This window comes from Bacillus sp. MBGLi79, from assembly GCF_002953915.1.
Genome location: NZ_CP026521.1, coordinates 2312585 through 2319340 on the forward strand (window position 1 = coordinate 2312585; position 6756 = coordinate 2319340).

The 6756-nt window shown below is 46.2% G+C and carries 6 protein-coding genes and 1 pseudogene; 4 read left to right on the top strand and 3 right to left on the bottom strand.

Annotated elements, in window-relative coordinates:
* The 4 genes and pseudogenes from C1T29_RS11510 to C1T29_RS11525 all read left to right on the top strand — a co-directional run.
* Nucleotides 1-172: pseudogene (locus C1T29_RS11510) on the top strand (oxalate decarboxylase); the annotation flags it as partial.
* A gap of 72 nt (nt 173-244) precedes the next feature.
* Nucleotides 245-643, top strand: coding sequence for a YrvL family regulatory protein (locus C1T29_RS11515; protein WP_025810753.1), 399 nt, complete (start codon nt 245-247; stop codon nt 641-643).
* A 64-nt stretch (nt 644-707) separates the two neighbouring features.
* A complete protein-coding gene (locus C1T29_RS11520) occupies nt 708-1193 on the top strand; it encodes a DUF6022 family protein (protein ID WP_023856306.1) in 486 nt (161 codons plus the stop codon).
* 148 nt (nt 1194-1341) lie between these two features.
* Nucleotides 1342-2787 (top strand): alpha/beta fold hydrolase, encoded by a 1446-nt coding sequence (locus tag C1T29_RS11525; RefSeq protein ID WP_025810752.1) that lies wholly within the window; start codon nt 1342-1344, stop codon nt 2785-2787.
* A 176-nt stretch (nt 2788-2963) separates the two neighbouring features.
* Here C1T29_RS11525 and C1T29_RS11530 read toward each other — a convergent pair whose 3' ends face one another.
* From C1T29_RS11530 to C1T29_RS11540, 3 genes are all read right to left on the bottom strand, one after another.
* Nucleotides 2964-4187: a glucuronoarabinoxylan endo-1,4-beta-xylanase XynC gene (locus C1T29_RS11530; RefSeq protein ID WP_025810751.1), complete on the bottom strand. Its 1224-nt coding sequence runs from the start codon at nt 4185-4187 to the stop codon at nt 2964-2966.
* A gap of 100 nt (nt 4188-4287) precedes the next feature.
* Nucleotides 4288-5835: a glycoside hydrolase family 43 protein gene (locus C1T29_RS11535; protein WP_025810750.1), complete on the bottom strand. Its 1548-nt coding sequence runs from the start codon at nt 5833-5835 to the stop codon at nt 4288-4290.
* 670 nt (nt 5836-6505) lie between these two features.
* Nucleotides 6506-6667, bottom strand: coding sequence for a hypothetical protein (locus C1T29_RS11540; protein ID WP_153247050.1), 162 nt, complete (start codon nt 6665-6667; stop codon nt 6506-6508).
* Nucleotides 6668-6756: the final 89 nt, after the last annotated feature.

Consider the following 6756-nt stretch of genomic DNA (forward strand, 5'->3'; position numbering starts at 1 on the left):
GCTTCGCTTCCTCGAAAGCTTCAACGCCGACCACTATGCTGACGTTGCTTTAAACAAATGGCTCGCGCTCGTTCCGGAAGAGCTTGTCCGCCAGCACCTCGACGTCGGCAGCGAGTTTACAAACATGCTCTCTAAAGAAAAGCATCCGGTCGTGAAATTTGATATGAAATAACCAGCCAGGCTTGCAGGAGACATATCCTGCAGGCCTTCGGCTGCTGTGTACATATTTAAAAGGAGTTGTATCATGAAACATTTCGTTATTTGCTGCTTATCGGTAATGTTCGTTTTTTTCGCCCACTTTCTCGGCATTTCGATCCTGTTTCATCTGCCGGGCGCATTTTACCAAACTGTCGGGTCCCTGCTTTTGTTTACGCTTTGTTATACCGCACTGACCTTTGTCCTGGAACCGGCTGAAAAGCTGCTCATCCACAGTATGAAGCTGCTGGGCATCAATCGGCGGATCACGTTTTTTGCAGCCGAAATGCTCACGATCGGATGTTTATGGGCCGCGATTTTTACAGCGGACGAATTGCTGGACGACGTTCTGCTGACCTCTTCGGCGGAAATCATGATTGCCGTTTCGTTTTTTACCATTGATAAAATCCTTTATCCACGGCAGAGGTCCGGTTCGCTCTTATATTGAGAATCCACTGTGCAGGAGAATGTTATATAATGGATTTCAAGTAATCAAAAGGAGGTTTTCGTTCTTGTATAAGGTACGTTTTAGACCCGACATGTCGATCAAAGAAATCGGCGAACAGGTGCAAAGCTATGTCGCCGCCAATTGGAAACAAACGCTTGACGATCATCGCGAAGCGCTTTTAAAGGTGTTTCCCGAATTGGAAGACGCGACTTACGGCGTCTACTTGGACCACCTGCTGCCTCCTGTATTTGAAAGTCTCGAACAGTCCGGCTTTACAACGATTCAAGATGCGGGAAAAGGTGATTTTTTCATCGGAAAAGGCTTAAACTTTAGACAGTCCATGGAAAAATGGGGAGCTGACGACTGCCGCTCACGGGTGTTTTGGGCTGTCATCTCCGATCAGCAAGAAAAGCCTGCCGGGACGCTGCTCTTTGACTTTTTTCACTCTCACGCCGGGTTTGACGTGCCTCTTTCTCCGAAGATTTACACATTGGAGGAAACAGAGAGAGACAGAATTGTCGCTCACGTGAAACAGATAAAGGAAAACTAGCTGATAGCGACCCCACAACATCATAAGCTGCAACCGCTGGGTAACCCGGCGGTTTTTTTAATGCAGAACAAGGAATATTTTTGCAACCAATCAAACCACACATTCGTTATGTATAAGACCACCAACATCTTACATAAGGGAGAAAATCATGAGAACTTTCGAAATATTATTAACACTCCTGTCTTTTGTCATGCTGTTTCAGCAAAAAATGCCGAGAAAGCTTGCGGCGGCAGCCGGATTTGCGAGTATTGGCGTGTTGGCGGGACAGCTTTTTTTTGAGGGATACAGATGGCAAATGGTTTTGATCTATCTGATCTCCGCCGCCCTCGCCTTTATCGCGATCTTCGGTAAAAGGCTTCAAATCAAGATGTGGAAGCCGCTGAAATATGGCTTGTATGTTCTAACATTCGCCATGCTGGCAATCTCCGTCTTCCTGTCTGTATACCTGCCCGTCTTCGATTTGCCTAAGCCTGACGGCGCTTATTCTGTCGGGACGAAGACGTTTCATTTGACCGACCGCGACAGAGAAGAAACGCTGACAAAAAATCCGCACGATAAAAGAGAACTGATGATCCAAGTATGGTACCCCGCCCAAGGTTTGCATGGACAGAAACGGGCACCTCTCTTTCCCGAAGACGCAAGCACATTTCACGAATATATCGAGAAGTTCGCAGATGGATTCGGTCTTCCCCCGTTTGCTTTGGACTATTGGCGCTACATCAAAACAAACTCATACGAAAACGTTGCGATCTCATCAGCTGAAGCCCGATATCCAGTCGTCGTAATCAGCCACGGCTTCGGAACAAGCCGGCTGCTGCACACTTCCCAAGCCGAACATCTGGCAAGCCATGGGTTTGTCGCAGTGGCGATCGATCATACGTACAGTACGATGGCAACGGCTTTTCCAGACGGACGGATGACAGGCTTAACAACCGAGCGATATATGAACGGAGTTTCCGAAAACAGCAGCAAGCTCGGGAACATTTGGACGCAGGACGCCGACTTTGTCATCAACCAGTTGGATCAGCTGAATCGCGATGCCTTTAAGGGAAAACTCGATATGGACAACATCGGGATGATGGGTCACTCATTCGGCGGCGCCACGGCGTTTAACGCCGCATATTCAAATCCCAAAATTAAAGCCGGAATCAACATGGACGGTTCACTGTACAATGTCAACGGCAAGCAGGCGATTTCAAAGCCGTTTCTATTCATGGAATCGAGTAGCTTTATGAACATTAAAGACAAGACGCTCAGCGGAAAAATTTCTGATGAAGAAATCAAAAATTCGGGTTTAACGAAAGAAGAATTCAACAAGATGATTGAGGAACGAAAAAAGGAATACAAAATCATTGATCAAGCGTCAATGGTGTATATTGAAGGAACGGAGCATTACAACTTCACCGACTTGCAGCTTTATTCAAAACTTTTGAAGCAGCTCGGCATGACGGGCGACATCGACGGCGAACGAAGCGCGGATATCGTGAACCGGTACGTTTTGGATTTTTTCAACAAGCATTTAAAAGAAACCGGCGGCGGCTTGATCAGCAAGCCGAATCCGTCATATCCGGAGGTGAAGTTTCCGAAGGAATAAACCGAAAACGACAGAAAGGGTGCCGGCGGCGGCACCCTCTTTGTCTCATTAACAGATACACCCTGGATTGCGAGAACTAAATATTTTTCGTATGCCTTTTCACTAAATGGCCGCTAAGCCCGGCATATCGGAACTGTGCGGCTTGTAACTCCGCTTCATGCGCGGCGTCGTTAATATTAGCGGAGGTTAGCGACAAATGTTGTCACACTCTGAGCCGGAAGATGCGCCCAAAAATGATTGTCTGTTACATTGAGATTCGTTCCAGGTTGAAGGTTGCTGCTGCTGCTCGTGATCCATCTGGATACTTGAGAAACAGATCCATTCTGCAGAACGAAGTTTTGGTTAACCCCTGAGTTGTTTTTATTAATGGCAACTATAACGACTTTGTTGTCACCTTTATAGGCAGATACGTAAACGTTTGAAGCGGGGCTCTTTGTCGCATCAACCCTGACATAACCGGGACGGACAAACTTCGAGAAATGAGCCATATTGTAACCGCGCTTGCTGATCGTACCGTCTTCTTTCATAGGACCGTATGATCTGCGGATGTACCACCATACATAAGCCTGAAAATCTCCCTCTACCATCGAATTGTGAATATGGTGCGAAACATCCAATGCCTCAGGCCAGCGGTCCGCAGAATTATTGTCACTGTTCGGATAATATACTTCCGTCATCCAAAGATCTTTCCCTGCTCCTTTTTGTTTGAACAGTGGATAAGCGAAATTGTTAAGCTGTGTACCATAAAGATGAGCGCCAAGAATATCCATATTGGCAAGCGCCTTCGGATCATTCAAAATCGGATCCGATATATTTTTTAAGTATTGAAACGACTCAGGCGCGATGACACGGGCATTAATCGAGCCGGCGTTCTCTTTCATAAAGCGAAGTATTTCTTGCGGTGTCCACCATGTCCAGTCGTGTGCGTAATCAGGCTCGTTTTGGACGGAAATCGCATACAGATTCACGCCATTATTTTTCATGAAGGTAACAAAGTCGTTAAGATGCTTCGCGTATGCGGCGTACTTATCGTATCTCAGCCGTTTAGCTGATGTGTCTCCATTCCGATTGAAAGTCTCAACCATATCGCTTGGCGGATTCCAGGGAGAAGCAAAAACGATTGCTCCGTGTTTGATCGCACTCTTTGCCGTCTCCACTTCTCTGTACCAATTGTTTCTATTTTCATCAACATGAATTCTTAAAATTGAAAAGCCTAACTGATTCTGTCCATTGCCAAAGGCGGTTTCTCTTTGAGCTGCTGTAAGATCCCCGATCCAAGCCGGGTGATTCATCCCTCCAAAACCGCGAATCACTTGTTTTTCTGCAGATAGACGAACTGTTGCGTCACTGGCTGCTGAAACTTCAGCAGCGGCAGGCCCGGTTAACATGAGCGACAGCATCGTTACATATGCCAACAATACACAAATTAATTTTTTCACATGCTTTCATCCTCTCATTGTTGTGGTATATGAAAACCCTTCTGAGACCACCTTTTTGCTGTTACCGGTGCTCATTTTGTGTAAACTGCCAGTAATCAACATTAAACAAGTTGCCTGAACTGTTTCCGGTAAATACAAAATAGACGTTGTGAACACCGGTTGCGCCGCTCACAGTGGTTTCTATTTCTCTCCAAGTCTGCGCTCCGCCTGTGGAAGGTACATTCAGAGTTCCCACAAGCTTACCTGTTACACTGTCGAGACGGACTTCAATTTTACCGCCTGCAGTGGAAGCGACATTGGCTTTAAATGTCCTCGCTCCGCGCGTGCCGAAGTCAGCATTTCCTACAGCAATCCAGTCTCCGTTATGAATGCTTGTGACGTTTTGATTATTTTCCGGTCCGCCGGGTGCTGAGGATTTCTCCGTCAAAATGCGTCCATTCCAGGCAAACGTTTCAGCTTCTACCCGGTTATACGGATTCAAATTGGCAAGCTGAGACACTCCCCTGTAATTTGCCGCCACCTCTTGAATGGACCCGTCTGCAAGATGGACCAGCTTATTGATATGGGGAGAACGGTATCCTTTGCCGGCTCCGAACAAAGCGAAACTGACAGTTTGAGCATGGTACACCACATACCACTCGTTTTTAAAATTGAAAACAGCATGATGGTTGTTTCCGCCAGCCCCGAAGAATGCACCCGGATTTTTCAGGAAATGCCCTCTATACGTAAAGGGCCCCATGGGACTTGAGCTGGTCATGTAGCCGATTTCACCCGGTGGTATATTGGCCGGGTGCGCACCGCTGAAATTGATGCAATAGGAATAGTAATATTTTCCGTTATGTTTATGAATTCCCGAGTCTTCAAACATGAAAGGCGCATCAATCACAGACGCGCTTCCAACAACGCTCGTCATATCGGTCCCCAATTTTATGACTCGTGCTGTTTTAGGATTTGCCCATTGCTCCTGCGTTGGATTTGAACCGCCAGGGATGCCTCCGCCGGCATACAGATAACCGGTGCCGTCGTCATCTACGAACACTGCCGGATCAAATAGCCAAACAACGCCGGACATTCCCGGTGTACTTGTTGTAACCAACGCTTTTCCGATCGGATCTGTCCACGGCCCGGTCGGGCTGTCTGCGGTGAGGACCCCGATACCTCCGCCGCCGTTTGCAAAGTAAAGGAAGAATTTATCCTTACCATTTATCTTTTTAACTGCAACTGACGGGGCCCAGGACGCGCCTGCCCATTTCGCAATCCCCCGACCGCCATTAGCCCCGTTGGCACCTGCCACCGGAATGGCTCCGTGATCTGTCCAGTTCACCATATCCGCTGAAGAGATGACGAACACTTTGTTCAAATTGGCAAATGAATTATCCTTAATCGTTCCGTTGCTGTTATATTCATAATCGTCACTGGACATATAGATGTAGACTCTTCCGTTATAGGTCAGCGCAAAGGGATCCGCTCCTAAATGATGGTCTATAAGCGGGTTAGAATTCCCTACATGTTTTGCAATGGTTGTGCTGGCAGCAAGTATAGATTTCCCAGGTATACAGCTCATGAATAGCACAAGAACCAATAAACATGCACCGCACTTCATTTTCATGACCAACATCCTCCTTTTATCTATAAAATCAGGCGAGTTGCCGATTTTTCCGGCAGAAGCCCCTGTCTTTGGAAAGTGCGATCCGGCTTTGGGGCGATTTCTAATCTTGAAGCAGCTTCTTTCATAGCTCTATTCCTTCGCGAAGCCGGGCCTAGCCCTCTTCCGGAAGAACGCGTTCAGAATCTTGGCCAACCGCAATAACCTGACCGGTGATTTATCTGCCGGCGCTTTGCTCTTCTTTCTCCGCATCCCCTCCTGTAGTTCATATTTAATAACCGTTTTGCATAAGCGTTGATCATACAAACTTTTACATTTAGCGCCTTCAAAAACTTACCATAATTTTTTAAGCATATTAAGTGTCTTTTATCATTTCTTTTTCATAATCTAAAATTGATTCTTATGAACTAATTTCATTTTTCTAAAAGAAAATAGGGTTGTTTTATAGACATCCGTACGTTGCCTAGAGGTGATTCTTAATCGCGGAAAGAAAAAGAGTTTAAGTTGAATCAGCGGAGCATTACAGCTTCCCCGAAGACGGAAAAGCGGAGATATTATAAATCATCATGTTTTGGATTTTTTAAGGAACGGGCGGCGACTTGACAAGCGAGCTGAATCCGGAGGAATGATCGAAAAGCTGAGTGCCGCTGAGGAAAGCGGCAACCTCTTATAATCAGGAGAAAATAAAGAAAAGACTTAAAGCAATCGCAGTCTGAACAAGCGAAATCAAAGCCAAGTGTCCAAACGGAGTCTTGGCTTTTTTGATGTATGTATCATAAATGGCATTAACAGTAAAGAAACAAACGTATCCTATTAGCGATTCAATGATGAGCATGGTAGACCTCCTTTTGGTTGCTTATTATTAGCCTGGATAAGCCATGTTTGGGTTATGCTCCCCGCTTTAATCTGTTTAGCTGCGGGAGG

Bases quoted from the DNA above. Each gene is read 5' to 3' on its own strand.
- C1T29_RS11530 (WP_025810751.1), bottom strand. From the start codon at position 4,187: ATGCTGTCGCTCATGTTAACCGGGCCTGCCGCTGCTGAAGTTTCAGCA.
- C1T29_RS11540 (WP_153247050.1), bottom strand. From the start codon at position 6,667: ATGCTCATCATTGAATCGCTAATAGGATACGTTTGTTTCTTTACTGTT.
- C1T29_RS11515 (WP_025810753.1), top strand. From the start codon at position 245: ATGAAACATTTCGTTATTTGCTGCTTATCGGTAATGTTCGTTTTTTTC.
- C1T29_RS11535 (WP_025810750.1), bottom strand. From the start codon at position 5,835: ATGAAAATGAAGTGCGGTGCATGTTTATTGGTTCTTGTGCTATTCATG.
- C1T29_RS11525 (WP_025810752.1), top strand. From the start codon at position 1,342: ATGAGAACTTTCGAAATATTATTAACACTCCTGTCTTTTGTCATGCTG.